This window comes from Salinicola salarius, from assembly GCF_002179555.1.
GTDB classification, from domain to species: Bacteria; Pseudomonadota; Gammaproteobacteria; order Pseudomonadales; family Halomonadaceae; genus Salinicola; species Salinicola salarius_A.
Genome location: NZ_NHOU01000007.1, coordinates 78332 through 103146 on the forward strand (window position 1 = coordinate 78332; position 24815 = coordinate 103146).

At 62.5% G+C, this 24815-nt stretch carries 21 protein-coding genes; 19 read left to right on the top strand and 2 right to left on the bottom strand.

Features of this window, described 5'->3' with window-relative positions; genetic code table 11:
* Window positions 1-200 precede the first annotated feature (200 nt).
* The 14 genes from CCD76_RS20360 (at window position 201) to CCD76_RS07765 (ending at window position 17731) form a co-directional block, all read left to right on the top strand.
* Complete coding sequence (locus CCD76_RS20360) at window positions 201-1211, top strand: putative Ig domain-containing protein (protein WP_256961209.1); 1011 nt, start codon at window positions 201-203, stop codon at window positions 1209-1211.
* Between the two features lie 1062 nt (window positions 1212-2273).
* Complete coding sequence (locus tag CCD76_RS07705) at window positions 2274-3845, top strand: Re/Si-specific NAD(P)(+) transhydrogenase subunit alpha (RefSeq protein WP_087718945.1); 1572 nt, start codon at window positions 2274-2276, stop codon at window positions 3843-3845.
* Between the two features lie 16 nt (window positions 3846-3861).
* Window positions 3862-5304: an NAD(P)(+) transhydrogenase (Re/Si-specific) subunit beta gene (locus CCD76_RS07710; RefSeq protein ID WP_087718946.1), complete on the top strand. Its 1443-nt coding sequence runs from the start codon at window positions 3862-3864 to the stop codon at window positions 5302-5304.
* 180 nt (window positions 5305-5484) lie between these two features.
* On the top strand, window positions 5485-6534 hold the full coding sequence (locus CCD76_RS07715) for an NAD(P)H-dependent glycerol-3-phosphate dehydrogenase (protein WP_087719031.1): 1050 nt from the start codon (window positions 5485-5487) through the stop codon (window positions 6532-6534).
* Window positions 6534-6998 (top strand): phosphohistidine phosphatase SixA, encoded by a 465-nt coding sequence (gene sixA / locus CCD76_RS07720; protein ID WP_087718947.1) that lies wholly within the window; start codon window positions 6534-6536, stop codon window positions 6996-6998. Before CCD76_RS07715 ends, sixA begins: the two co-directional genes overlap by 1 nt.
* Window positions 6999-7230: 232 nt before the next feature.
* Entirely contained in the window at window positions 7231-8199 is a 969-nt protein-coding gene (locus tag CCD76_RS07725) for a LacI family DNA-binding transcriptional regulator (RefSeq protein ID WP_218776994.1), read from the top strand.
* A gap of 199 nt (window positions 8200-8398) precedes the next feature.
* Entirely contained in the window at window positions 8399-9529 is a 1131-nt protein-coding gene (locus CCD76_RS07730; RefSeq protein WP_087718949.1) for an L-talarate/galactarate dehydratase, read from the top strand.
* 171 nt (window positions 9530-9700) lie between these two features.
* A complete protein-coding gene (locus tag CCD76_RS07735; protein ID WP_087718950.1) occupies window positions 9701-11029 on the top strand; it encodes an enolase C-terminal domain-like protein in 1329 nt (442 codons plus the stop codon).
* A 306-nt stretch (window positions 11030-11335) separates the two neighbouring features.
* The gene (locus CCD76_RS07740; protein WP_087719032.1) at window positions 11336-12337 is read left to right on the top strand and encodes a TRAP transporter substrate-binding protein; all 1002 of its coding nucleotides are present in this window, start codon (window positions 11336-11338) and stop codon (window positions 12335-12337) included.
* Window positions 12338-12410: 73 nt separating this feature from the next.
* Complete coding sequence (locus tag CCD76_RS07745) at window positions 12411-12932, top strand: TRAP transporter small permease (protein WP_087718951.1); 522 nt, start codon at window positions 12411-12413, stop codon at window positions 12930-12932.
* Window positions 12933-12936: 4 nt separating this feature from the next.
* Window positions 12937-14217 (top strand): TRAP transporter large permease, encoded by a 1281-nt coding sequence (locus tag CCD76_RS07750; protein ID WP_087718952.1) that lies wholly within the window; start codon window positions 12937-12939, stop codon window positions 14215-14217.
* A gap of 91 nt (window positions 14218-14308) precedes the next feature.
* Window positions 14309-15118 (top strand): NAD-dependent epimerase/dehydratase family protein, encoded by an 810-nt coding sequence (locus tag CCD76_RS07755; protein WP_087718953.1) that lies wholly within the window; start codon window positions 14309-14311, stop codon window positions 15116-15118.
* A gap of 120 nt (window positions 15119-15238) precedes the next feature.
* On the top strand, window positions 15239-15982 hold the full coding sequence (locus CCD76_RS07760) for a FadR/GntR family transcriptional regulator (protein WP_087718954.1): 744 nt from the start codon (window positions 15239-15241) through the stop codon (window positions 15980-15982).
* Between the two features lie 171 nt (window positions 15983-16153).
* Complete coding sequence (locus CCD76_RS07765) at window positions 16154-17731, top strand: aldehyde dehydrogenase (NADP(+)) (RefSeq protein WP_087718955.1); 1578 nt, start codon at window positions 16154-16156, stop codon at window positions 17729-17731.
* A 140-nt stretch (window positions 17732-17871) separates the two neighbouring features.
* Here the strand turns inward: CCD76_RS07765 and CCD76_RS07770 are convergent, their stop codons facing one another.
* A complete protein-coding gene (locus CCD76_RS07770; RefSeq protein ID WP_087718956.1) occupies window positions 17872-18819 on the bottom strand; it encodes an AEC family transporter in 948 nt (315 codons plus the stop codon).
* Window positions 18820-19151: 332 nt separating this feature from the next.
* Between CCD76_RS07770 and CCD76_RS07775 the strand changes: the two genes are divergently transcribed.
* Genes CCD76_RS07775 through CCD76_RS07785 form a run of 3 tightly spaced genes read left to right on the top strand, consistent with a single transcriptional unit; the run spans window position 19152 to window position 21909 of the window.
* Window positions 19152-19958, top strand: coding sequence for an alpha/beta fold hydrolase (locus CCD76_RS07775; RefSeq protein WP_087718957.1), 807 nt, complete (start codon window positions 19152-19154; stop codon window positions 19956-19958).
* Window positions 19955-20836 (top strand): alpha/beta fold hydrolase, encoded by an 882-nt coding sequence (locus CCD76_RS07780; protein WP_256961203.1) that lies wholly within the window; start codon window positions 19955-19957, stop codon window positions 20834-20836. Before CCD76_RS07775 ends, CCD76_RS07780 begins: the two co-directional genes overlap by 4 nt.
* Window positions 20833-21909 carry a patatin-like phospholipase family protein gene (locus CCD76_RS07785; RefSeq protein WP_087718959.1) on the top strand — a complete coding sequence of 359 codons (1077 nt, stop codon included), beginning with the start codon at window positions 20833-20835 and terminating at the stop codon, window positions 21907-21909. The genes CCD76_RS07780 and CCD76_RS07785 overlap by 4 nt, the downstream gene beginning before the upstream one ends.
* Window positions 21910-21918: 9 nt before the next feature.
* Here CCD76_RS07785 and CCD76_RS07790 read toward each other — a convergent pair whose 3' ends face one another.
* On the bottom strand, window positions 21919-22488 hold the full coding sequence (locus CCD76_RS07790; protein WP_087718960.1) for a Smr/MutS family protein: 570 nt from the start codon (window positions 22486-22488) through the stop codon (window positions 21919-21921).
* A 155-nt stretch (window positions 22489-22643) separates the two neighbouring features.
* Between CCD76_RS07790 and prmB the strand changes: the two genes are divergently transcribed.
* Complete coding sequence (gene prmB / locus CCD76_RS07795) at window positions 22644-23600, top strand: 50S ribosomal protein L3 N(5)-glutamine methyltransferase (protein ID WP_087718961.1); 957 nt, start codon at window positions 22644-22646, stop codon at window positions 23598-23600.
* Between the two features lie 35 nt (window positions 23601-23635).
* Window positions 23636-24727: a chorismate synthase gene (aroC, locus tag CCD76_RS07800; RefSeq protein ID WP_087718962.1), complete on the top strand. Its 1092-nt coding sequence runs from the start codon at window positions 23636-23638 to the stop codon at window positions 24725-24727.
* Window positions 24728-24815: the final 88 nt, after the last annotated feature.

A 24815-nucleotide genomic window follows, 5' to 3' on the forward strand; every position in this document is an offset into this window, starting at 1 on the left:
AGTTCCAGATCGTTGATGTTCAACTCGGGGCAAGCGGCACTGCAGACGTCTCACAAGCATTCACCTACGGTGATTTCCTCAATGGCACGTCCAGCTTTGGTGGGGATGACACCCTCCCGCTTGGCTTTGTAGCATCAGTCATTGACAACCCGAATACCTCCGAAGGATTGGCGCTGGGTCCGGTCTCGCAACCCATCTATATGGTCTCCAATGGCACGCCGGTCGATGGCAGCAATCCGGTCGATACCGAGCCCTTCGTTAATCATTCGATAGATGATCAGACGATTAAGTTCGAAGACGGATTTGTGTTCGAGATTCCTGATGATGTTTTCGTCGATCTTGATGGTGATGAGCTTACGTATGAAGCTCTGAATCTTCCCGATGGCGTCTTGTTCGATGCTCAAACAAAGACTTTCTCAGGCATGCCGACTTCTGGCGAAGGCAGGTACTCGCTGGAAGTTCAGGTAGTCGATGAGGATGGCGCCTCCGCTACAACAGGCTTTGAGTTAGTGGTGTTGCCTGAAGGACAGAGTGAGCCCGGTGATTATTTTGTAGCCGCAATCGAGCAAGCTAGCGATGACGTCGAGCAGGGCTTTAGTGTTTCTAGCCCTGATCTCGAAATAGGATCCTACGTTATCGGCCTGCAATTTACTGTACCCGATAATATCAATCTGGATAACGGGGATACTATAGGCAGCGCGGTTATCAACTGGGTGTCTGATAGGTCGCACTCGGCGAACACGACCCTGACTTTCTCTGTAGAAGATACGCTCAACGGTGATGGGTTCGGCTCGGTTACTGACCGAAACTATCTCGCAGAAGAGGAAGTGTGGCAGGCTTCAGGAACCTGGCAGGACGGTGAAAACATCACTGCGGGTATCGACTTGGCGAATCAACTTAACTCTCTTGTTGCTCAGAATGGGCTTAGCGCAGGAGATGTAATCACGGTCAAGGTAGAAGGTGCTGGGGGTACTCGATACATCGAGGCGGCCGGTGGTGATCGCACTGCCCCAACGCTTGCCATTACTATGGCGGATTACGCAAGTATTAACCAGTCGAGTAATGATGCAGCCTACATGCTAGGGAATGGCGAACTTAATGAAACGATGTCTGTAAATAGTGATGTTGATGATATGAGTGCTATGTCAATCAGCGATGAAGTTGGTCTGCTTGGCATCAACGAGAGTGCTATGGGAGGAGAAGTTTTATAAGACAGCAGGTGTCGGGCCCCGGGTAATGTAGGTGCCTATCCAGAAGAGGCCCCGATAACCATTACCATAGCCTGATAACATCTTTTGCACATGGAGCCTCAGGGGTTGGAAGGCCGAGCAGTTTCGATAAACGACGCGCTTTCCCCTGTTGCTTTCATGGATGGCCCGGGAGTGGCGCGTTCTTGATAGGCGGCACGTTCTGGATAGGTGGCATGTTCTTGAGAGAAAGTCGAATCTCGGTGCATGGCTGAATATCGGGAGGTAGCGAGTGAAGATTGGAGCCCCTAAGGGGCCGGCGTTGCCGGGTTGGCTGCCATGCGGCGGGTCAATCCGCTTGATGTCCTGCGTACCCATCTGGCGCAGCAGGTAATCGAGGCGCCGTCGCCCAGCGCGCCTCCCGTTTGTCTCTCCTGTTCATCCCGATCGATGCCTGATCGGATATGTCCCGATGACGGAATGCCGGCTCCTGCAGCCGGCTTTTTTTGGAGGCTGGTCGACGTTTCAGTACTAAGCTCTGTCTGAAAAATCGACGAGCGATGGCCAGACAAGGCAAAAATCGGCGAAAAAGCGGAGTTTACAGGGAAGTAAATGAGCCTTTTGAGCCGATTTTTAACGCAGTATGGGCGAGCGCAGGCATTTTTCAGACAAAGCGTAACCGCGTTGCCGCGCCAAATTCGTCGTGCAAGGCGCGGGATGCAGAAAAGCGGGCTTCCTTGTCGAATCCAGTAGCAATAAGTCATTCATTATATGTTTGATAACGGAAACCGTAGGTCCGGCTTTTAATATTTAAAACAAGAGTTTAGTGCTGTTTTTAAACATAACGCTTTGGTTATGCCTGCCATAAAATATTGATCGGGTTGGTTTTTCTCCTAAACGCTTGATTCGCCTGAGGGAACTCCGGAAAACTGTGGGTACCTACCGCAGTATCCTGCGATAAATGATGACGACTTTCCTGCCATGGCTTTCCGTAAATGGTCAAGGTGTGGTGCGTCATTGATATACGACTATCGATATACAGCATGAGGAGTATCGGTGCATGGCTGACCATCGGGAGAGAGGCCAATGAAGATCGGGGCGCCCAAGGAGCTCGCCAGGGGGGAAGCGCGAGTGGCGCTGACGCCGGAGAGCGCGCAGCAGATACAGAAGTTGGGCCATGAGTGCCTGATCGAAAGTGGCGCCGGCAAGCTCGCCGGCTTCGATGACGATGCTTACCGGCAGGCCGGCGTCAGCGTGGTCGATAGCGCGGCAACGCTGTGGCAAGAGGCGGACGTGGTGATCAAGGTTCGGGAGCCGGTCGAGTCGGAAATCGACCAGCTGAAAGCGGGCCAGACGTTGATCACTTTCTTCTGGCCGGCACAGAACGAGGCGAATCTGGAGCGCTGCCGAGCCAAAGGCGCGACGGTCATCGCCATGGACATGGTCCCGCGTATCTCGCGTGCCCAGAAGATGGACGCGCTCTCCAGTACCGCCAATATCGCCGGCTATCGTGCCGTGATCGAAGCGGGCAACCAGTTTGGGCGCTTCTTCACCGGTCAGGTGACCGCGGCCGGCAAGGTGCCGCCGGCCAAGGTGCTGATCGTCGGCGCCGGCGTCGCCGGGCTGGCGGCCATCGGTACCGCGACGAGTCTGGGCGCGGTGGTTCGTGCCTTCGACGTGCGCCCGGAAGTCGCCGAGCAGATCGAGTCGATGGGCGCGGAATTCCTCTTCCTCGATTTCGAGGAGAGTCAGGACGGCTCGGGCACCGGCGGCTATGCGGCACCCTCCAGTCCCGAGTTCCGCGAGAAGCAACTGGCATTGTTCCGCGAGCAGGCGCCGGAGGTGGATATCGTCATCACCACGGCGCTGATTCCCGGTCGCCCCGCGCCGAAACTGTGGCTCGAGGACATGGTCGCGGCGATGAAGCCCGGTTCGGTGATCGTCGACCTGGCGGCGGAGAAGGGAGGCAACTGCGATTTGACCGTGCCCGACGAGCGTATCGTCACCGACAACGGCGTGATCGTGGTCGGCTATACGGATTTCCCGTCGCGGATGGCGACACAGGCGTCGCTGCTTTACGCCACCAACATTCGCCACATGTTGACCGACCTGACGCCGGAGAAGGACGGCGTGCTGGTGCACGACATGGAAGACGACGTCATTCGCGGCGCGACGGTGACCCATGCCGGCGAGATCACCTTCCCGCCACCGCCGCCGAAAGTGAAGGCGATCGGTGCCGCCAAGCCCAAGGAGAAGGTCAAGGAGCCGACACCGGAAGAGAAGAAAGCGGCCGAGCACGCCGCCTTCGTGGCCCAGAGCAAGCGTCAGATCGGCATTCTGGTCGCCGGCGGCGTTCTGATGTGGCTGCTGGGCATGGTCGCGCCGGCATCGTTCATGCAGCACTTCATCGTCTTCGTGCTGGCCTGCTTCGTCGGCTTCCAGGTGATCTGGAACGTCAGCCACTCCCTGCATACGCCGTTGATGGCGGTGACCAATGCCATTTCGGGCATCGTGATTCTGGGTGCCGTGCTGCAGATCGGCTCCGGCAGCTGGGTGGTGGCGCTGTTGGCAGGGCTTTCGGTGCTGATCGCCTCGATCAACATCGTCGGCGGCTTCCTGGTGACCCGCCGCATGCTCGCCATGTTCCAGAAATCCTGATCCGCGGAGAATCGATATGTTGCAACACGAGTTCGTTTCCGCCGCGGCGATCGCGGCGAGTGTCCTGTTCATCCTCTCGCTGGGGGGGTTGAGCAACCAGGAGAAAGCCAAGCGTGCGGTCTGGTACGGCATCGTCGGCATGGCGATCGCCGTGCTCTTCACCGCGCTGGGCCCGAAGGTCGGCGGCTATGGCTGGATGATCCCGATGATGCTGATCGGCGGGCTGATCGGCGTGTGGCTGTCGCGCAAGGTCGAGATGACCGAAATGCCCCAACTGGTAGCGGCGCTGCACAGCTTCGTCGGCTTGGCTGCGGTCTTCATCGGCTGGAATGCCGAACTGGAGCGCGCGCGAGTCATGGCGATCAAGGCGGCCGGCGTCTCTTTCGATGGCCTGTCGGCGTTTGCCTCGACGCTGGCCCACAAGACCCCGGCGGAACTCGCCTTCCTGCAGGGTGAGGTGGTGCTGGGTGTCTTCATCGGCGCGGTCACCTTCACCGGCTCCGTGGTGGCGTTCGGCAAGCTGGCAGGCAAGATCGGTGGCAAGCCGCACAAGCTGCCCGGCGGGCACCTGCTGAATGCCGGAGCGGTAGCGCTGTGTCTGTTGCTGGCCATCGCTTACTTCAACGGCGCCGGGTTCTGGACACTGCTGCTGCTGGCGGCGCTGGCGTTCTTCATCGGCTGGCACCTGATCATGGGCATCGGCGGTGCCGACATGCCGGTGGTGGTTTCCATGCTCAACAGCTACTCGGGCTGGGCTGCCGCGGCGATCGGCTTCACGCTCTCCAATGACCTGCTGATAGTGACCGGCGCGCTGGTTGGCTCGTCCGGGGCGATTCTCTCCTACATCATGTGCAAGGCGATGAACCGCAACTTCGTCAGCGTCATCCTGGGCGGCTTCGGTGGACCGCAGGGGCCTGCGGCCGAGATCGAGGGCGAGCAGGTCGCCATCGACGCCGGCGGGGTGGCCAGCGCGCTCAACGACGCCGACAGCGTGATCATCGTGCCCGGCTACGGCATGGCCGTGGCGCAGGCGCAGAATGCGGTCAGCGATCTGGTGCGCAAGCTGCGTGCGGCCGGCAAGGAGGTTCGCTTCGGCATCCATCCGGTGGCCGGGCGCCTGCCGGGCCATATGAACGTGCTGCTGGCCGAAGCCCGTGTGCCGTACGACATCGTGCTGGAGATGGACGAGATCAACGACGACTTCGCCAACACCGATGTGGTGATCGTCATCGGCTCCAACGATATCGTCAATCCCGCGGCCCAGGAAGATCCCGCGAGCCCGATCGCCGGCATGCCGGTACTGAGAGTCTGGGAGTCGAAGCAGGTCTTCGTCTGCAAGCGCGGGCAGGGGACCGGCTACTCGGGCATCGAGAATCCGCTGTTCTTCAAGGACAATACGCGCATGCTCTACGGTGACGCCCGGTCCAGCATCGACTCCCTCGTCGGGATGATCGACTAGCCCCGGCGATGTCTGGCTGAACGCGTTTCCTGCACGATCAACGCCCCGTTTTCGGGGCGTTTTTTCGTTACACTGTGGGTATCGCTCATCGTCAATGGAACGGCTATGTCGGATAAAAACGAGTCGGATAAAAACGAGTCGGATAAAACCAGGTCAGGCAAGAACGGGTCGGAAGAACGCATGACGGTCGCGGTACTCGGCGGGGGCAGCTTCGGTACCGCCATCGCCAGCATCGCCGCCGATAATGGCGCCGAGGTTCGTCAGTGGCTGCGCGACGAAGCGCTGGTGGAACAGATCAATCGCGAACACCGCAACGGTCGCTACCTGCCCGATTACTCGATCAATCCGGCAGTGGTCGCATCCACCGATCTGGCGGAGACGGTTGCCGAAGCTGCCGTGGTTTTCATCGCGATTCCCTCCAAGGCCTTCCGCAAGGTGTTGCAGCAGGCGCGGCCGTACCTGCGGCCCGAGCAGATTCTGGTCAGTACCACCAAGGGGATCGAGGCGGACGGCTTCAAGCTGATGAGTCAGGTGATCGAGGAAGAGACGGGCTCTTCGCACATCGGAGCGCTGTCCGGCCCGAACCTGGCTGCCGAGATCGCTCAGAAGCAGCTGACGGCGACGGTGATCGCCAGCGACGATCCCGTCACGCGGGCCTACGTGCAGGCGGCGCTGGGGTGCAGTTATTTCCGCGTCTACGCCGGCAACGATCGCTACGGCGCCGAGCTGGGCGGCTCGCTGAAGAACATCTACGCCATCGCGGCCGGCATGGCCGCCGCGCTGGGCATGGGCGAGAACACGCGCAGCATGCTGATGACCCGCGCGCTGGCGGAGATGAGCCGGTTCGCCGTCGCGCTCGGCGCCAACCCGATGACCTTCCTGGGACTCTCCGGCGTTGGTGATCTGATCGTCACCTGTTCTTCCGAGCTCTCGCGCAACTATCGCGTCGGCTACGCGCTGGGGCAGGGGCACGATCTCGATTCCGCCATCGAAGTGCTCGGTCAGGTGGCCGAAGGCGTCAATACGGTCAAGCTGGTGTGCGAGAAGGCGCATCAGGAAGATATCTACATGCCGCTGGCGCAGGGGCTTTATCGGGTCATGTTCGACGGCATTCCGGCCAAGGACATGGCCAAGGCGCTGATGGAGAGCGAGCAGAGCAGCGACGTCGAATTCATGCTGTCGCGGGAGTCGGTATCCCGCGCTCACGAACTCGCGCCGGATCCCGAGTGATGGGCTGGCTCGCGGTAGTCCGGCATGGAGAGGCAGGGCCGGGCAGCCCGGATGCGGCGCGTCGGTTGACGACCCGCGGGGAGGGCGAGGCCGCGGAGGCGGGCCGATGGCTGGCCTCGCGACAGACGCTGGCCGGCGCCACGATCTGGGTCAGCCCCTACGATCGGGCACAGCAGACCGCACGGGCGGTTGCCGAAGCCATGCACGGCGAAGTCGAGACGGTCGGCGGCGTGACGCCGGACGATGATGTCGGCGCGCTGATCGAACGGCTGACCCTGTTCGATGCGACGCGACCCTTGATCGTCGTCAGCCACATGCCGCTGGTCGGGCTGCTCACGGGTCGTCTGACCGAGGGGCGCTCCAACGCAGGCGTCATGTTCCCTACGGCAGGTATTGCATTGCTGGAAGCGGATGTCTGGGCAGCCGGATGTGCGTCGTTGAAGGCTTTCTTCTCTCCCTCTTAGGGTGGCGGTTTCAGCTCGACGACAACTGGCAAATGGGCGGAGGCATGTTTGCGCTATCACCTTGACAGCATTCATGTTCGCCAAAAGGGCAGAAGGTCTGATGTCGAGAATCGAGCGTCGAACTGAATGGATTTCGTATGGATGAACAGTCTGATGAGTAGTCACGTCGATGGACGATAGCGGCGATAAACCACGTTCCTCGCGCTCGACCGGCAGCGCACGGCTGACCGATGTGGCTCGCGTTGCAGGCGTGGCGCCGATGACAGTGTCGCGAGCGCTCAACCGCCCCGAGCTGGTGAGCGAAAGCACGCGACTACGTGTTCAGCGAGCGGTGCTCGAAACCGGTTACGTGCCCAATCGGGTCGCCGGCGCGCTGGCGTCGAGTCGGAGCCGGCTAGTGGCGCTACTGGTGCCGACCGTGGCGCACTCGCTGTTCGCTGAAGTCGTGCAGACGGTGATGGGGGCGCTCTCTTCCCAGGGCTATCAGGTGCTGCTGGGTCTGGTCGGTTATACGCCGGAGCAGGAGGAGACGATTCTCGAGACCGTGTTGAGCCGCCGTCCCGACGGGATCGTACTCACCGGCTGTCGCCATTCGGCGCTGACCCGCCAGCGGCTCAAGGCGGCCGAGGTGCCGCTGGTCGAGATCTGGGACATGACCGATGATCCGCTGGACATGCTGGTCGGCTTCTCCCATGAAGCGGTGGGGCGCGCCGTGGCCGAGCATCTGCTGTCACGGGGTTATCGGCGCTTCGGCATCATCAGTGCCGACGATTCTCGCGCGAAGCTGCGGGTCGCCGGTTTCGTGTCGGGGCTCGAGAGCGCCGGCATTGGGGAGTACCAGCTGCGGGAAGTCGGTACGCCTTCGAGCATGCCCTGGGGGCGGGAGAAGAGCGCCGAACTGCTCGATCGCCATGCGCTGGATGCCATCGTCTGCAGCTCGGATATCCTCGCGCTGGGGGTATTGTCGGAGGCGCAGAGTCGCGGGCTGACGGTGCCGGGGCAACTGGCGATCATGGGATTTGGCGACAGCAGTTATGCTGCCGCCAGCTTCCCGGCGTTGAGTACCGTACGTATCGACGGCGCTGCCATCGGCCTGCGGGCGGCCGAGCATCTGTTGCAGCGCATGGCACAGCCGACGTTCGAGCGGGCCGGGCAGGTTCTGGATGTCGGCTTCGAGATCGTCGATCGGGATACCACCTGAGCCGCTTCGGCATGCGGCACGGTGCCGTCGCGAGTCGTCATCCTTTGGTCGTAATCGCAGGGTGGCCTCTTTGTCATACAAATTGATTGCGCTAACATCCCGTCCGTTAGCGGCTCGGCATTTTCGATGATAGCGCAATCATATCGGCGCCGAGCAGATCGGGAGGAGAGTCTCTCAGCCACATCCATGAGGTAGTCCGATGTCCAACGATGCCATTAGCTGGATCCGTTTTTCCCATGTCCTGTTGCCGCTGGCGACACCCATCAGCGACGCGAAGGTACTGACCGGCCGCCAGAAGCCGATGACCGAAGTGTCGTTTTTGTTCACCGAGATCGAAACGCGTGATGGCCATCAGGGGATCGGCTTCAGCTACTCCAAGCGTGCCGGGGGATATGGCCAGTTCGCCCATGCCCAGGAGATCGCGCCGGCCATTCTGGGCGAAGATCCCAACGACACCGGCAAACTGTGGCAGAAGCTGGTGTGGGCCGGGGCATCGGTAGGGCGCAGCGGTCTTTCGACGCAGGCGATTGCCTCGGTCGATGTCGGGCTGTGGGATCTCAAGGCCAAGCGCGCCGGGCTGCCGCTGGCCAAGCTGCTGGGGGCGCATCGCGACTCCGTGCAGTGCTACAACACCTCCGGTGGCTTTCTGCATACGCCAATCGAAGAGGTCAAGGAGAACGCGACGCGATCTCTCGAGAACGGCATCAAGGGCGTCAAGATCAAGGTGGGACAGCCCGACATGCGGATCGACCTTCAGCGCGTCGAGGCCGTGCGCAAGCATCTCGGTGACGACGTGCCGTTGATGATCGACGCCAACCAGCAGTGGGATCGCGCCACGGCCCTGCGCTTCGGCCGGGCCATGGAGCAGTACAATCTGGTCTGGATCGAGGAGCCGCTGGACGCCTACGACGTGGAAGGTCACGCGGCGCTGGCCAGTGCTCTCGACACGCCGATCGCCACTGGCGAGATGCTGGCCAGTGTGGGCGAGCACATGGAGCTGATCAAGCATCGCAGCGCCGACATCATCCAGCCGGATGCTCCGCGGATCGGCGGGATCACCCAGTTCCTGAAACTGGCGACGCTGGCGGACGCTGCCGGCCTGCAACTGGCGCCTCACTTCGCGATGGAGATTCACCTTCATCTGGCCGCCGCCTATCCCGCCGAGCCCTGGGTCGAGCACTTCGACTGGCTGGAGCCGCTGTTCAACGAGCGCCTGGAAACCCGGGACGGCCGCATGCTGGTGCCGGATCGCCCGGGCCTGGGTATCACCCTGACCGAGCAGGCGCGGAAGTGGACGGTGAATAGCGCCGAATTCGGCAAGCGCGGCTAGTAAACACTGAATCAATGGCTGCGCAGGTGAATCGCTGCGTTGCCCGGTGCGCGGAATCCTCACCTATACCCCACATAGGCTCCGGTTCCTGTGCGCCGGGCGCCTTGCGCTGCACCTTGCTCGCCGATTCCTTCAGCGTTTCCGCAACGATAGAATATCGAGGAGTGCAATATGAATTTCCCCAAAGTCAGCAAGATGACGGTGGTGCCGGTCGCCGGGTACGACAGTTTTCTGCTCAACCTGAGTGGCGGCCATGCGCCGTGGTTCATTCGTTGTCTATTGATTCTCGAAGATGACGCGGGCAACCAGGGCGTCGGCGAGATTCCCTCCAGCGAGGGGATTCTCAAGGGGCTGGAACAGTGTCGTCCGCTGGTCGAGGGAGCGGCGGTCAACGAGGTCAAGCAGACGCTCAACCGCTCGCGCCTGCTGCTGGCGAGCAACGGGCGAGAGGAGCGGGGGCGTCAGACGTTCGATCTGCGCGTGGCGGTGCACGTGCTGACCGCCATCGAATCGGCACTGTTCGATCTCTACGGCCAGGCGCTGGGGCAGCCGGTCGCCGATCTGCTGGGGCGTTTTGGCCGTCAGCGTGACGAAGTCGAAGCGCTGGGCTATCTCTTCCTGCTGGGCGATCCCGCCAAGACCGATCTACCGTATCCCAAGCCTGAAAATCCGGTCGACGCTTGGGATGAAGTCCGTTGCCAGGAGGCGCTGACGCCGGATGCGGTGGCCAATCTGGCCAAGGCGGCCTATGAGCGTTACGGTTTCAAGGACTTCAAGCTCAAGGGTGGCGTGCTGCGGGGCGAAGAGGAGGCCGACTGCATCCGTGCACTGCACGGCGCCTTCCCCGAAGCCCGGCTGACGCTGGATCCCAACGGGGCCTGGAAGCTCGACGAGGCGGTTCGGATTCTCGATCCGATCAAGCACATCCTCAGCTATGCCGAAGATCCCTGCGGGCAGGAAGAGAGCTGGTCCGGACGCGAGGTGATGGCCGAGTTCAAGAAGCGCACCGGCTTGCCCACCGCCACCAACATGATCGCGACCGACTTCAAGCAGCTGCAGTACGCGGTGGCGCTCAATGCCGTCGACATTCCGCTGGCGGACTGTCATTTCTGGACCATGCAGGGCGCGGTGATGGTCGGTGAGCTGTGTGACGAGTGGGGAATGACCTGGGGCTCGCACTCCAACAACCACTTCGATGTCTCGCTGGCGATGATGACCCACGTGGCGGCAGCGTGCCCGGGCAATATCACGGCCATCGATACACACTGGATCTGGCAGGACGGCCAGCGCCTGACCGAGGAGCCTTTCGCGATCCGCGGAGGCAAGCTGAGTGTGCCGAAGACGCCGGGGCTCGGGATCAAGCTCGACATGGCTCAGGTCGAAAAGGCCCATGCCCTCTACAAGTCGCTCGACGTGCGTAGCCGCAACGATGCGATGGCAATGCAGTATCTGATCGATGGCTGGTCGTTCGATCCCAAGCGGCCAGCGCTGGTGCGCTGACTTCCCGTCAGTCACCCTCGCGGCTCGATATCGATAGATCAAGGCAGCATCTTCGGATGCTGCCTTTTTACGTTCGATGACGATCAGAGCCAACCGATTCCCGAAGGCAGCTATCGTACCGGTTGGATCCACTAATATGAAACTGTCTTTTTTTCAATAGTTTACAGAAATAACTAACATTATATCTCGCTGATGGTTCGCCATTATCTGCCAATTCCAAAGTCTAATATTACGTCAAGTATGATGTATGGCATTCTGCGTTTCGACAATCACAATTCGCTTTGAGTCGAGCGAGGGAGTCATATGATGGCAAGACGTTTTTGGGGCAATCTTTCCGCTTCGCTACCCGCGGTCGCCGTCGCTGGCGCGCTATCTGTCGCGGCCTTTCCTGCTCACGCGGAAAACTGGAGAGGGTGGAACGTTCATCCGGATGGCTACCCGAACTCGGTCGCGTTGAAGTCTTTTGCCGACGAGGTTTCCGAGAAGACGGAAGGAAGAATCAACCCTCGCGTATACAACAATGCGGTGCTGGGCGATCAGCCTGATGCCATCGACCAGGCCCGTAGCGGTGCCCTGGATTTCGGTAACTTCAACATGGGGCCTATGGGCCCGATCGTACCCGAAACCAACGTGCTGTCGTTGCCGTTTCTGTTCGATAGCGTCGATCAAATGTACCGCGTCATGGATGGGGAAATCGGCCAGCGCTTCGCTGATGCTCTTGCGGAAAAGGATCTGATCGCTCTGTCCTGGTTCGGCTCCGGTGCTCGCAGTTTCTATAACACCGATCACCCGATCGAAGAGCCGGACGATGTGAAGGGGCTCAAGCTTCGCGTCATGAATAACGACCTTTACGTGCAGATGGTCGACGCCCTCGGCGGTAATGCGACGCCGATGTCCTACGGCGAAGTGTTCCAGTCGTTGAAGACCGGCGTCATCGATGGGGCCGAGAACAACTACCCGTCGTTCGACTCCAGCAACCATTACGAGGTCGCCAAGTACTTCTCCGAAACCGGCCACCTGATCATTCCCGAATGTCTGTGCATCGCCGAGTCCAGCTGGAACGAGCTCTCCGACGAGGACAAGTCGATCGTTCGCACGGCTGCCGAGAATGCGGCGAAGGAACAGCGTGAGCTGTGGGCCGAAGGCGCGAAGAAGAGCCGTGAAGAAGTCGAGGCTGCAGGCGTGAAGGTCAACCAGGTCAAGGACAAGGCCGAGTTCCAGAAGCGGATGGAGCCGATTTATCAGGCCTTCATCAAGGAAAATCCTGACCTCGAATCACTGATTGATGATATCCGCAATACCCAATAAGCCGCCAATGGTGACGAGCCTCTGCTGACAGGGGCTCGTCTTTCGTCTTCGATATCAACTAGGGAAACCCATCGTGGATAACGTCCCGGATTCGGCCACCAATCCTGACACGGTGTCAGACAGGGTGCTGGACGGTTTGGCGCGTTTATGCCTGATCGTTGCTGGCGTGCTGCTGGTGTTCCTGATTTTCTCGTTCGGCTGGCTGGTTTTCGGCCGCTACGTGCTCAATGATACCCCGACCTGGATCGAGCAGTCCTCGCTGTTGATCGTGGTCTATATCACCTGCCTCGGTGCGGGTGCCGGTGTACGTTTCAATTCCCACCTGAGCATCGACTTTCTGCGTGAAGGCGCGCCGCGAATTCCGCGGGTGATCATGCACGCCATTTCCGACGGATTCGTGCTGCTCTTCGGTGGATTCATGGCATGGCAGGGCTGGTTGATGATGATGAACAACGCCGGCCGCCCGATCCCGATGATCGGACTCTCCGAAAGTTGGCGAGCCGCGCCTCTGGTAGCTTGTGGCGTGCTCCTGGTGATTTTCACCTGCGCCAATCTCATTCAACGCATCACGCGTACCGGCCGGGCAGGGAGCTGACACTATGGGGCTTGCGATTCTTTTCGGCGTCTTTTTCCTCGGGCTGATCGTGGGGGCGCCGATCGCGTTCGCGGTGGGGCTGGCCTCGATCGTGACGTTTCTCTACGAGGGGCTGCCGCTGTTCGTGGGGTTCCAGCGAATCGTCTCGGGCATTTCGGTGTTTTCGCTGCTGGCGATTCCGTTTTTCATCTTTGCGGGTGAGCTGATGCTGCACGGCGGCATCTCGAGCCGCCTGGTGCGGTTTGCCTCGGCTGCGGTCGGCCGCGTCCGCGGTGGCCTAGGGATGGTCAACGTAAGCTCGTCCATGCTGTTCGGCGGCATCTCCGGCTCTGCCGTCGCCGATACCTCGGCGCTGGGCTCCATTCTGATTCCGGTGATGAAGGAAAAGGGCTACGACACCGACTATGCGGTCAACGTGACGGTGACCTCCTCGATTGCCGGCGTGGTGATTCCGCCCAGCCACAACATGATTCTCTACGCGGTGGCGGCCGGTGGCGGGATCTCGGTCACCCAGCTGTTCGTGGCCGGTATCGTGCCCGGTATTCTCATGTGCCTGGCGCTGGCGGTGGCGGCCTATGTGGTGGCGGTCAAGCGCGGCTACGGCGGTGAACCCTTCCCGGGCTGGTACGCGCTGCTGATCAGCTTCGTCGCGTCGCTGCCGGGCCTGCTGACGGCGGTGATCATCGTCGGCGGCGTGTTGTCCGGCATCCTTACGGTGACCGAGTCCGGCGCGTTCGGCGCGATCTATGCCATCGTGATCACCGGGCTCGTCTACCGTGAACTCCGCTGGGAGTCGTTCAAGAAGGCGGTCTACCAGGCCGTCAAGACGACGGCGCTGGTGATGATCCTGGTCGGTTGCGCCTCGGCGTTTTCCTACCTGCTGGCGCTCTACAACGTGCCGGAAATGCTCGCCAATACGCTGACATCGCTCTCCGACAACCCCATCGTCGTGTTGCTGATGCTCAACCTGCTGTTGCTGGCGCTCGGCATGATCATGGACATGGCGCCGCTGATCTTGATCTGCACGCCGATTTTCCTGCCGGTGGCACAGCAGTTCGGCATGGACCCCATCCAGTTCGGCATCCTGATGATGATGAACCTGGGCATCGGCTTGTGTACGCCGCCAGTCGGCGGGTGTCTGTTCGTCGGTAGTGCAATCGGCGGGATCAAGATCGAGCAGACCGTCAAGACTATCTGGCCTTTCTATCTGGCGCTGTTCGTGGTGCTGATGCTGGTGACCTACGTGCCGGCGGTCTCCTTGACGTTGCCCAACCTGCTGCAGTGACGCGACAGCACAAGCTCGGTCTTCGAACTATTCGACATCCCTAGGGCGGCTACCGGACAACTGGCCGTCCAAACCAACAGGAGAGATCAACATGCTGAATCGATTACTGGTGACCGGCGCCGCCGGTGGCGTTGGCAAAGCCATCCGTCCGCATCTGGCGAAGCTGGCCCGGCACGTGCGTCTGTCGGACATCGAGGCAATCGACAACGCTGAGGAGCACGAGGAGATCGTCGCTTGCGATCTGGCCGACGCGGCAGCGGTGGCAAGGCTCGTCAGCGATTGTGATGGTATCGTCCACCTGGGCGGCATTTCGGTAGAGAAGCCGTGGGAAGGGATCCTGCAGGCCAATATCATCGGGACCTATAATCTCTACGAGGCGGCCCGGAAGCAGGGCAAGCCGCGCATCGTCTTTGCCAGCTCGAACCATACCATCGGTTTCTACGAGCGCTCGACGCGGATCGATAGCCAGGTCCCGCGTCGGCCGGATTCGCTCTACGGAGTTTCCAAATGCTTTGGCGAGGACCTGGCGAGCCTCTATTTCGACAAGTTCGCGATCGAGACGCTGAGCGTGCGCATTGGCTCCTGCTTCCCCAAGCCCAAGGACACGCGCATGTTGGCCACCTGGCTGGGTGTCGAGGATTTCGTGGCGCTGCTGGAGCGGGCGTTCGTCGCGCCCAAGCTGGGGTATACCGTGGTCTATGGCGCTTCAGGCAATGCCGAGCAGTGGTGGGACAATCGCCATGCGCAGTTCCTCGGTTGGGCGCCGCAGGAGAGCTCGGCACCATGGCGGGCCGAAGTCGAGGCCGAGGCGGCCAAAGCGCCTCAGGACCCGACGGACCCGGCGGTGGTCCATCAGGGCGGCAAGTTCGTGACGCTGGGTCACCCCGACGACGAAACGTGATCCGGGCCGGGGCCGGTCGAGCTGGTATGCTATTCACCTCGAACGTCATACAGCACCGACCGCCCCGAGTGATCGCGGACGCCGGCGTCGGACAGGAAAATCGATAAGGTAGGCAGCACGATGGAGCAGACCAAGGCTTGGGAGATAAAGCGCATCTCTTCTCAGGAGAGTCTATCGCGCCAGATCGCCCGACAGCTGGAAGCCCTGATCACTCAGGGGCATATCGAGGTGGGGGAAAAACTGCCGACCGAGAGCCAGCTGTGCGACATGTTCGGTGTCAGTCGGACGGCGGTGCGCGAGGCGATCGCTCACCTCAAGTCGATGGGCCTGGTCGAGACGCGTCGGGGTATTGGCACGCGCGTTCTGCGCTCTGCGCCGGATCATCAGTTTCCGGCAAGACGCATCAACGCCACCACGGTGGAAGACATTCTGCACGTGCTGGAAATGCGCATGACGCTGGATGCCCAGGCGGCGGCGCTGGCGGCCGAACGGCGCACGCCGGAGGATGTCGCGGCGATGCAGAGCGCTCACGAACGGTTCCTGGCGGCCTGCGAGACGGGTAGTCAGGCTCGCCACGAGGACTATGTCTTCCACCGGGCGATCGTCGAAGCCACGCACAACCCGTTCTTCGTCTCGCTGTACGATCAACTCAACGAAGGCGCTATCCCCCGGACCAAACTTCTGTCCGTCGAGCTCGACCCCGAAGCCATATCTTACTATCTTGAAAGGGTGGCTCGTGAGCACGCCGAGATCCTGCAGGCGATCGTCTCAGGGCAGACGGAAGCCGCACGGGACGCCATGCACCGCCATCTTCAACGGGCGTACGACAACTACGCCGCGTATCAGGATCGCTCCGAAGCTTGATCTCTTGCCGGCCCGGGCGATAAAGGCGGGCCGATCGATTCGAGATATCGTTCGATTGCACTGCCGTCCCACGGGGCGGCGGTGTCTTTCTGTTGGCATTGGCGTCCCGGCATTCGAGCGTTTTCGACATCCCAGCTTTCTCTAACATCCCAGCTTTCTCTAGGAGGCAATGTGAATCTGACTGGCGAACTATTGATCGGACAGCAAACCGTCAAGGGGACCCGCGATCCGATCGTCGCGATCAATGTGGCGACGGGCGAGCGCTTGCCGACCGAGTTTTTCGGCGGCACTTCCGAAGACGTGGCGCGAGCGTGCGAACTCGCCTGGTCGGCATTCGATACCTATCGCGAAACCTCACTCGAAGAACGAGCCAGATTTCTCGAGACGATCGCCGACGAGATCGAGGCGATCGGTGACGACCTGATCGAGCGGGCCGTGGCCGAGTCCGGGCTGCCTCAGGGGCGCATCCAGGGCGAGCGCGGACGCACCTGCGGGCAGCTGCGCCTGTTCGCCAAGACCGTGCGCGCCGGCGAGTGGCTCGACGTTCGCATCGACCCGGCCTTGCCGGATCGCCAGCCGATGCCGCGGGTCGATCTGCGTCAGCGCCACATCGCCTTGGGGCCGGTGGCCGTGTTCGGTGCCAGCAATTTCCCGCTGGCGTTCTCCGTCGCTGGTGGCGATACCGCGTCGGCATTGGCCGCGGGTTGTCCGGTGATTGTCAAGGGGCACCCGGCGCATCCCGGCACCTGCGAGCTGGTCGGTCGCGCCGTGCAGGCCGCCGTCAGGAAGTGCGGTCTGCCCGAGGGCGTATTCTCGATGCTGCACGATTCCAGCTTCGAGGTAGGGCAGGCGCTGGTCGCCGACCCGCGGATCAAGGCAGCGGGCTTCACCGGGTCGCGTAAGGGTGGTCTGGCACTGCTGGAGATTGCCCAGCGTCGTCCGGAACCGATCCCGTTCTATGCGGAAATGAGCAGCATCAACCCCGTGTTCCTGTTGCCGGCCGCGCTGAGTGCACGCGCCAAGGCGCTGGGCGAGGCGTTCGTGGGCTCGCTCAACATGGGGGCCGGGCAGTTCTGCACCAACCCGGGTCTGGTGATCGCGATCGAGGGGCCGGATCTCGACGCGTTCATCGAGTCCGCCAGCGAAACGCTCAAGGCCAGCACGGCCCAGACGATGCTGACGCCGGGGATTCACCAAGCCTACGGCCAGGGTGTAAGCGCGCTGGCGGCGAACGGCAAGGTTCGCGAGGTGGCGCGGGGACTGGAGGGCGAAGGCGCCAACCAGTGCCAGAGCGGCCTGTTCGTGGCTGCCGGCGAGGACGTGATCGCCGATGCCTCGCTGCAGGCGGAAGTCTTCGGCGCCTCTTCGCTGATCGTGGCCTGCCGCGACGCGGCGGAAGTCAAGCGTGTCGCCGAGAGCCTAGAAGGCCAGTTGACGGCAACGCTGCAGATGGATGACGCCGATTACGAGGCCGCCAAGGCACTGCTGCCGACGCTCGAACGCAAGGCGGGCCGTATCATGGCCAACGGCTGGCCGACCGGGGTGGAAGTGTGCGATGCCATGGTTCACGGCGGCCCGTTTCCGGCGACTTCCGACTCGCGCACCACGTCCGTGGGCACCGCAGCGATCTTCCGCTTCCTGCGTCCGGTCTGTTACCAGGACCTGCCGGATACGCTGCTGCCGGAAGCCGTGCGCGAGAGCAACCCGCTGAAGCTGCGTCGCCTCGTCGATGGCGAACGCGAAAGCTGATCTCGTCAGCTTGTGTGCCAATCAACGGCATGACGATGACAGGCTGATAAGATAGGGTAATGAGAAGGGCCGCTCGATAGAGCGGCCCTTTTTTCGTCCGGCATCTTTCGTCCGGCATCCGGCATCCGGCAGCGTTCGGGCTATACCAGCCCCAGCCATTTCAGCAGGAACAGCCCCAGGCTGAGGGTGAACATCGACGCGAAGGTCGTGATGACGATGATATTGGCAGCCAGCTTGTCGTTGCTCTTGAACGCCTTGGCCATGACGAAACTGGCCGCTGCGCCCGGGCAGCCCAGGTAGAGGAAGATGATCCCCAGTGCCGGGCCGTGAATTCCCACGGCGAGAGCGCCCAGCACCCCGAGCAGGGGAACCCACACCAGCTTCCACAGGCTGGCGTCGAGGGCGATGGTGCTGCTGCGCTTGAATGCACTGACGGAGAGCGTGCCGCCGATGCAGATCAAGCCCAATGGCAGCGACATGCCGGCGAGATAGCCGCCCGACGTCATGACCCAGCCGGGGAGTTCGATATCCGCCAACGCCACCGGAATCGCGAAGACGACGCTCAGGATGAGCGGGTTCTTGGCCAGATTCTTGATCAGGCTGCGGAAGTCCGTGGCGACCTCGTCGCTGTAGAGCGACAGGATGAAGACCGAGAAGATGTTGTAGATGACAATGACCGCGCCGGCCAGCACCCCGCCTACGGAAAGGCCGTAGTCGCCGTACTGGCCGGCCGCCAGGGCGAGCCCGACGATGCCGTTGTTGGCGCGGAATGCTCCCTGGGTGAAGATGCCTCTTTCCACGCGGGGGTGCCGCCAGATCGCCCAGGCCCAGGCGAGAAAGAAGCTGATGATGGTGTAGCCGATGAAATAGCCGATCAGCTCCGGCTGCAGGGCGCGACTCAGGTCCGCCTTGATGATGCTCAGAAACAGCAGCGCCGGCATGGTGACCTTGAACACCAGCATCGATGCTGTGGTGATGAAGTGGGAATCGATCCAGCCGAGCCGCTTGAGACCAAGCCCCAGGAAGACCATCAGAAAGACCGGCAGCGTGATTTCCAGCGTATGGGTAAAAGCGGCCAACAGCCCCATGATTCACTCTCCGCCGCGGACTAACCAGAAGCCGACCACGAGCGCCGCGATCAGCAGCGCCCAAAACAAGCGGTTACGCAGACGGGTATCGCGGTGGGATCCTTTGCGAGACACAGTACAATCCTTGCTGGGTAAAAGGGTCGAATGCCGCCGGGACGCGAGCCCGTTTCATGATCGTGACCGTCGAATCCTGTCAGCGGCGATCATGGCCGATGCCACCCGAATGTCGAGCGACGATATCGTGAGGCATGGGCGTTGGGGACGTTCGACCGGGTCGTGAATTTGAAGCCATGCATTTATAGCCGATTAGCCGATAGTCTAAGGGAATTCAGATGTCGATGCTGCGTTATCCACTGGTCTTTGCCCACGCCAACGGGTTTACCGGTGCCAGTTACCGGACGCTGTTGTCGCCGTTGGCGACGCATTTCGAACTGCATCCGCTGGACCGCCTGGCGCATGATCCCCAGTTCCCGGTAGGGCGGAACTGGCTGGCATTGCGCGAAGAGTACCTGTCGGCCACCGAGTCGTTGTCGACGCCGATCGTCGCCGTGGGGCACTCCATGGGCGGCGTGCTTTCGATCATGGCTGCCTCCAAGTCGCCGGATCGCTTTCGCGCCGTGGTGGCTCTGGATCCGCCGCTGCTGCTCGGGCGGGACGCCTGGATGTTGAAGTTCGCCAAGCTCGCCGGCTTCGTCGACCGGGTGACGCCGGCCGGCAAGACGCTGCGCCGTCGCGAGGTCTGGCCCAGCCGGGAAGCGATGGCCGCTTCGCTGCGTCGCCGTTCGCTGTTCCAGGGCTTTACCGAAACCGCGATGGAGGATTACGTCACCGGGGCGACGACCATCGTCGACGATAGCGGCGCGGCGAAGCTGCGCTATGCACCGCGTACCGAGGCCGCCGTGTTTCGCCACCTGCCGGATCATCTCACCTCGGTGCTACGCAAGATCGAGGTGCCGCTGACCGTGATCGCCGGTGAAGACTCCGATCTGCTGACGCCCGAGCGGCGACGCACGCTCTCGCGGCTGGGCATTCGGTTGCGCTGTGTGCCCGGTGGTCACATGTTTCCGTTCGAGCATCCGCAAGCGACCCGTCAGGCGATTCTGGAGGCCGTCGACAGCATGCTGGGAGAAGAGTCTTGAGGGCACGAGAAATGATTCTGGGTGAAGGGCGTCTGGCCGCGTTGAGCTGGGGCGACGATGCCGCGCCCACCTGGGTGGCCCTGCATGGCTGGCTCGATAACGCCGCGACGTTTTCCCGCCTGGCGCCGGCGCTGGCCACTGCGCTGGGGATTCGCCTGGTGGCGCTGGACCTGCCGGGGCACGGCCATTCACCGCATCGTGGCGTGCGGGCCGAGTACCCGTTGTGGGGTTACATGCCGGACGTGCTCGAAGCCGTGGACGCCCTGGAGCTGAGCTCGACGACATTCGTCGGCCACTCGATGGGCGCCGGCGTTGCCAGTCTGATCGCTGCCGCCGCGCCGGAGCGGGTCGACGGACTGGTGTTGATCGACGGGCTCGCCTCGACCACCAGCGAACCCGGCGAGACGGTGACGCAGCTGCAGGCGGCGTTGCGGGCGCGGCGGCGTTCGCGCAGCGCTGCCGGCAGCTATGCGAGCGTCGACGAGGCGGTCGCGGCGAGGGTTCATGGTGGCGTCACCCGGATCGATGCCGATACCGCGCGGCCCATCGTCGAGCGTAATCTCGGCCGGCAGGAGGACGGGCGCTACTACTGGCGGACCGACCGCCGTCTGGTCCATCCGTCGCTGCTGCGCTGGACGCCGGACCAGATGCTGGCGACGGTGGCTGCCATTCGCGCCCCGGTGCTACTGGTGCAGGCCACTGCCGGCGTGTTGACGCAGCGGCCGCACCTTGGCGAGGCCTGTCGCCGGATCGGCAGGTTCGAGCGGCGCCTCGTCTCTGGCGGACATCATCTGCATCTGGAGGGCATCAGAGTGGCGCAGGTCGCCTCGGAAATCGTACGCTGGTATCAATCGACGGTCGTGGAGTCCATGTCATGAAACCTCGTGTCTCGTTGGTACTGGGGAGCGGCGGCGCACGGGGCTATGCCCACATCGGCGTGATCGAGGAGCTCGAGGCGCGAGGCTACGAGATCGCGTCGATCTCCGGCTGCTCCATGGGTGCCTTGATCGGCGGCATCTACGCCGCCGGCAAGCTCGACGGCTACCGTGACTGGGTCTGCCAGCTCGACTATTTCGACGTGTTGCGCCTGGTCGACATCACCTGGAGCGCCATGGGGGCCATGCGTGCCGGCAGGGTGATGACCAAGCTGGAAGCGCTGGTCGGGGATATCCGTATCGAGGACCTGCCGATGCCGTTCACGGCGGTGGCAACGGATCTGAGCCGCCAGCGGGAAGTGTGGTTCCAGAGTGGCCCGCTGCTGCGCGCGATCCGCGCCTCGATCGCGGTACCCGGCATCATCACCCCGGTCCAGGACAACGGCCATGTGCTGGTCGATGGAGGGCTGCTGAATCCGCTGCCGATCATTCCCACGGTCTCCGTCAACGCGGACATCGTGCTGGCGGTCAATGCTACCGCCCAGACGCCGACGCCCGTGACACTGGAAGATCTGCTGCCCGCCGACCAGGCGGCCCAGGAACATGCCCGTGAAATCGAACGCGAAGCCGAAGGCCAGAGCTTCAGCGGCTGGCTGAAGAACGTGCGCACGCGGGTGCAAGGGATGGTCTCGTCGTTCAGCGACGAAGAGGAAGCCTCGGAAAACACCAGTTGGTCGAGCCAGACCGAACGCGCCTGGAGCAAGCTCGACATGATGCTGGCCTCGTTCGATATCACCCAGGCGGCGCTGGCCAAGTACAAGATCGCCGGTTACCCGCCCGACATTCTGATCGAGGTGCCCAAGAGCGTGTGTGGCGCCTACGAGTTCCATCGCGCCGAGGCGCTGATCGAGCTGGGGCGCTATCTTGCCTCCCAGGCCCTGGATCGCCACGAGCGCCAGCGGGACCGGACTTCCGTCGCTGCCGAACCGGTCGATGGCCGCCGCCACCCGGCCAGCAGCGCCGACCCGCAAGGGCGCCTGCCGCTGCCGCTATCCTCACCCAAGCGCCACGGTTGACGCCGCTCGTCAGTCGCCGCGCGTGCGCAGCAGCACGTAGAGGGCGCCGGTGCCGCCGTCGATCTCGCTCGCCGAGCAGAAGGCCAGCACCCGCGACCAGTTCTTGAGCCAGGTGTTGACGTGGCTCTTGATCACCGGGTAATCCGCGCCGCTACCGCGATAACCGCGTGCCTTGCCATGTACCACCAGCACGCAGCGAACCCGGCTGGCGATGGCGTCGTCGATGAACGATTCGAGCTCGACACGGGCTTCGTCGAGGGTGTAGCCATGAAGGTCGAGCCCGCCTTCCCAGGCGATGTGACCGCGCTTGAGCTGGGCAAAGGTTCGCGGTGGCAAATCCGGAATCGAGAACTCCAGGCGCTGATGCGGCGTGACCGCCTCGACGCCGCCATCCGATAACCGGGATTGCACGACCGGCGGCGCCTGCTCGGCGGCTTCACGCCGCGCGTCGGCGTTGAGCGCGTTGCGCCGCGGGCGACCCGTGGCCGCGCGGTTGAGCCTGAGCCGCTGAACGCCGGCCGCTTCCAGTGCCTGGCGGAAGGCGTTGTGATCGTCGTCGTCGCTCGGGGAGTGGGTCATTGCGATTCTGCCTTTGCTGACCGCTGTCTTTGGCTTGAGTGATTCAGCGGGCGGAAGGGTAACCGATTCCGCGCGTCATGACATGGCCGGCTGTGAACGCGCGAGCCTTGCGCGTACAATCGTCGTCCGTTTTCCAGCCAGATGCGAGTTCCCCCATGTCGCCACCGCAGTCGACCCTGACGCTAGCGGACGATGCCATCGTCGAAGACCTGTTCAGCGTGCGGGACTGCCTGCGCTGGGCCACCACCGAATTCCATGCCCATCGGCTGCATTTCGGCCATGGCACCGACAGCGCCTGGGACGAAGCGGTTGCCTTGGTGCTGGGCGCGCTGCATCTGCCGTGGGACATCGACCCGGCCGTGCTCGACGCGCGTCTGCTGGGCATCGAGCGGCGCCGGGTCGTCGCGCTGGTGAGAAGCCGCATCGAGTCGCGTCGGCCGTTGCCCTACCTGCTCGGCGAGGCGTTTTTCGCCGGCTTCCCGTTCGAGGTCGACGAGCGGGTGCTGATTCCCCGTTCGCCCATCGCCGAGCTGATCGAGCAGGGCTTCTCGGCCTGGTTCGATGACCTGCCGCCGGCGCACGTGCTCGACCTGTGCACCGGCTCCGGCTGTATCGGCATTGCCACGGCGCTCTACCTGCCCACCTGCGAGGTGGATCTGGTCGATATCAGCGTGGAAGCGCTCGAGGTCGCCAAGGCGAATATCGTGCGTCATGATGTCGGGCGGCGCGTTCGCGCGGTGGCGTCCGACCTGTTCGAAGGCGTCGCGGGGCAGCATTACGATCTGATCGTCAGCAATCCGCCCTATGTCGACACTCGCGATCTGGCGGCCATGCCGGCGGAGTATCGGCACGAGCCCGATCTGGCACTGGGCGCCGGTCGCGATGGTCTCGACATCGTCCGACGTATCCTGCGCGAAGCCCGCGCCTACCTGAACGATGGCGGCATGCTGATCGTCGAAGTGGGCAACTCCCAGCGTCATCTGGAGGCGGCTTTCCCGGAAGTGCCGTTCCTGTGGCTGGAGTTCGAACGCGGCGGGGAAGGGGTCTTTGCGCTGAGCGCCGAGGATCTCGATACCTACGCGGATCACTTCGCCGCGTCTCATCCGGCCTGAACCTGAATCTTTCTTCCCTTTCCTGAGGATCGCGCATGTCCGGCAACACCTTCGGCAAACTGTTCACCGTCACCACTTTCGGTGAGAGTCACGGCCCCGCGCTGGGTGCCATCGTCGACGGCTGCCCGCCGGGGCTCGAACTCAGCGAGGCGGATCTGCAGCGCGATCTGGATCGCCGCCGGCCGGGCTCGTCGCGCCATACCACTCAGCGCCGCGAGCCGGATCAGGTCCGGATCCTCTCCGGGGTGTTCGAAGGCCGCACCACGGGCACGCCGATCGGACTGCTGATCGAGAACACCGATCAGCGCTCCAAGGACTACTCCAAGATCGCCGAGCAGTTCCGCCCGGCCCACGCCGATTACACCTATCACCACAAGTACGGCATTCGCGACTATCGCGGTGGTGGCCGCTCCAGCGCCCGCGAGACCGCCATGCGCGTTGCCGCCGGCGCCATCGCCAAATCATGGCTCGCACGGCAGGGTATCCGGGTGCGTGGTTACATGAGCCAGCTCGGCCCCATCGCGATCGACTTCAAGGGATGGGAGGGCGTCGATGACAATCCGTTCTTCTGCCCGGATCCGGACAAGCTGCCGGAACTCGAGGCCTACATGGATCAGCTGCGCCGTGACCAGGACTCGGTGGGCGCCAGGATCACGGTCGTCGCCGAAGGCGTGCCGGTGGGGCTGGGCGAGCCGGTCTTCGATCGTCTGGATGCCGATCTGGCCCACGGGCTGATGAGCATCAACGCGGTGAAGGGCGTCGAGATCGGCGACGGCTTCGATGTCGTAACCCAGCGCGGCACCGAGCATCGCGATGAAATGACGCCGGCAGGGTTCCTGTCCAATCACGCTGGCGGCGTGCTCGGCGGCATCTCCAGCGGCCAGCCCATCGTCGCGCATCTGGCGCTCAAGCCGACCTCCAGCATCACCCAGCCGGGGCGTTCGATCGACATTCACGGCGAGCCGGTGGAGGTCGTCACCAAGGGGCGTCACGATCCCTGTGTCGGTATCCGCGCCACGCCGATCGCCGAGGCGATGATGGCGCTGACGCTGATGGATCACCTGCTGCGCCATCGTGCCCAGAACGGCGACGTTCGCGTCGACACGCCGCGCCTCGGACTTGTCTGAGAACTGGCTGCGCTCGGCCATGCAGCGTTATAAATCGACTCGGCATGCTCATTGACACCAGTAAACTACGCTGCCTCGTCGATTTTGA